General features: G+C 59.3%; 1 protein-coding gene. It reads left to right on the top strand.

The features are described 5' to 3' along the window. Positions 1 to 2,778 (top strand): AMP-binding protein (locus tag ACFWYE_RS30945; RefSeq protein ID WP_379115816.1); only part of this gene is annotated, 2,778 nt, incomplete at both ends.

The raw sequence follows: 2,778 nt of genomic DNA, 5'->3' as shown, positions 1-2,778 counted from the left end.
TGAAGCGCCGGTCGGCGAGATCGAGACGATGCTGGCCGGCCTGTGGAGCGAGTTGCTGGGCGTCGAACGCATCGGGCGCCGCGACAGCTTCTTCACCCTCGGAGGTCATTCGCTGCTGGCGGTGCGCCTGATCAGCAGAATACAACAACTGGGGCATGCTGTTGATGTTGCTGCTCTGTTTGAAAGTCCACAACTGTGTGACCTGGCTGCAAGGCTTGGGCAAAAACCAGTAACTATTGTACCGGCCAATACCATCACACGAGAAAGCACGGCCATCTCGCCTTCAATGCTTCCGTTGGCCGATCTGACGCAGGCAGAAATTGATCACGTCATGAAGCAGGTTCCTGGCGGCGTTGCCAATATCCAGGACATTTATGGACTGTCTCCCCTTCAGGACGGCATGCTGTTCCATCATCTGCTGAGCGAAGCTGGTGATACATATATTGTTGTCTCGCAAATGGCGTTTGCAAGCCGCGAGCTGTTGGATCGATATCTGAGCGCGGCGCAAGGCGTTGTCGATCGTCATGATATTCTGCGTACCAGCTTTGTCTGGGACGAGCTGTCATCGCCGGTGCAGGTGGTGTGGCGTCATGCTTCCCTCGATGTGAACTTCGTTGAGCTGGATGCGTCGGCTGGCCCTGCGTTGGAGCAGTTGAGGCGGCGCTATGATCCGCGGCATTACCGGATGAATCTGGGTCAGGCACCGCTTATGCGTCTTGTCGTCGGGCAAGACACGGAAAGCGAGCGCTGGTTGATGCTGGAGCTTTCCCACCATCTGATTGGGGATCATTCGACCCAGGACGTGTTCAACGAAGAAATTGGGAAAATACTGGCGGGTGAGGGCAATGATCTGCCCGAACCGCAGCTGTTCCGCAACCTGGTGGGACAGGCACGCCTTGGCGTCTCGCAGGAAGAGCACGATCGCTTCTTCCAAGCGATGCTGGGTGATGTGGATGAACCAACACTGCCATTTGGTTTGAGCGATGTCCGCCGCGGCGACAGCCTTGCTGACGAGACGCATGAAATGTTGCCGCGGGATCTGAATGATCGTTTGCGCGGGCAGGCGCGTCGCATGGGGGTAAGTCTGGCGAGCCTTTGTCATCTGGCGTGGGCGCTGGTCATTGCCCGTACGTCGGGACGCAAAGATGTTGTCTTCGGCACAGTCCTGCTTGGGCGTACGCAAGGCGCGGCGGCTCTGGACCGGGCGATGGGGTTGTTCATCAACACGCTTCCATTCCGTTTGAGCCTGGATGAGACGGGTGTGGAGGCTGCTGTACGCAGGGCGCATTCGCTTCTTACCGAGCTCTTACGGCACGAGCATGCCTCGTTGGCGCAGGCACAGCGCTGCAGCGGTGTCGATGCGCCGGCTCCGTTGTTCACTGCTCTGCTGAATTATCGGCATCAAGCTCAAGCCGCGCCGGACCGGACTGAAGCACTGTCGGGTATCGAGCGGTTGGGCGGACAAGAACTGACAAACTATCCGATTGCGCTATCCGTCGAGGATTATGGCAAAAGCTTGGGCCTCACAGCTCAGGTCGTGGGAGGGGTGTCGGCGGCGAGGCTGTGTGCCCTGATGCGGCAAGCCCTCGAGGGTCTTGCGGATGCGATTGCTCACCGGCCAACGGTCCCGTTGTGTCAGCTTGATATTTTGCCGGAAGCTGAGCGCCGGCTTCTGCTCGAGGAATGGAATGACACTGCGGCAGCCTTTGCGGAGGACGCCTGCATCCATGAGTTGTTCGAGGCCCAGGCAGTGCGGTCGCCGGATGCGATCGCGCTGATCTGCGACGATGAAGAGATCAGCTATGGCGAGCTGAACATACGGGCCAATCGTGTCGCGCACCGGCTGATCGAGCTTGGCGTGCGCCCTGATGCGCGGGTTGGCATCTGTGTCGAGCGGTCGCCGCTGATGATCATCGGCTTGCTCGGTGTCCTGAAGGCGGGGGGAGCCTATGTCCCGCTGGATCCATCCTATCCCATGGATCGCCTCGCCTTCATGCTGTCGGACAGCGCGCCGGTGGCGGTGCTTGCGGATGCAAGGACATCAGGGCTTGTCGCCACGATGCTTGAAGCGGGAAGCCAGCAGTGCCCGCTGCTCGATCTGACGGCCACGGCAGGGGCGGGCGATTGCGATGCCAATCCGCAGCGATCGGCACTCGGGCTGACCTGCAGGCATCTGGCCTATGTGATCTACACCTCCGGCTCAACCGGCAGGCCAAAAGGCGTCATGATCGAGCATGCAGGCCTTCACAACTACGTCAGTTGGGCAGCGGACTATTATCCGTTTGGTGACGGTCGTGGGGTGCCGGTCAGCACGTCGCTATCATTCGATGCAACGATTACCTGTCTATTTCCTCCCCTCGTATCCGGTAAAACTCTCCATCTTCTCCCGGACGAGCCGGAGTTCACGGATTTGGTCCAGCTCATCAAGGGAGGGCGTTTCAGTGCTCTCAAGGTGACGCCGTCACATGTTGAGCTTCTAAACGAGACGGTAGCGGCTGAAGATCTCGGCAACATTGCACGCAGTCTCGTGATTGGAGGGGAAGCGCTTGGTGCGTCGACCCTGCTGCCTTGGCGCAGCCATGCGCCGCGCACGCGGCTGTTTAATCAGTATGGACCGACAGAAACGGTGGTTGGCTGTGCTGTGTATGAAGTGGGGCTGGATAGTTCGATCGGTACTCATGTCCCGATCGGGCGTCCGATCTCGAACACGCATGTCTATGTTGTCGACGCTCATGGCGGGCTTTGCCCTGTCGGTGTCGCCGGGGAATTGTGGATCGG

The organism is Mesorhizobium sp. NPDC059025, assembly GCF_042739655.1.
Lineage (GTDB): Bacteria > Pseudomonadota > Alphaproteobacteria > Rhizobiales > Rhizobiaceae > Mesorhizobium.
The sequence above is the reverse complement of the archived record's forward strand: the minus strand, read 5'-3'. Positions and strand labels throughout refer to the sequence as shown.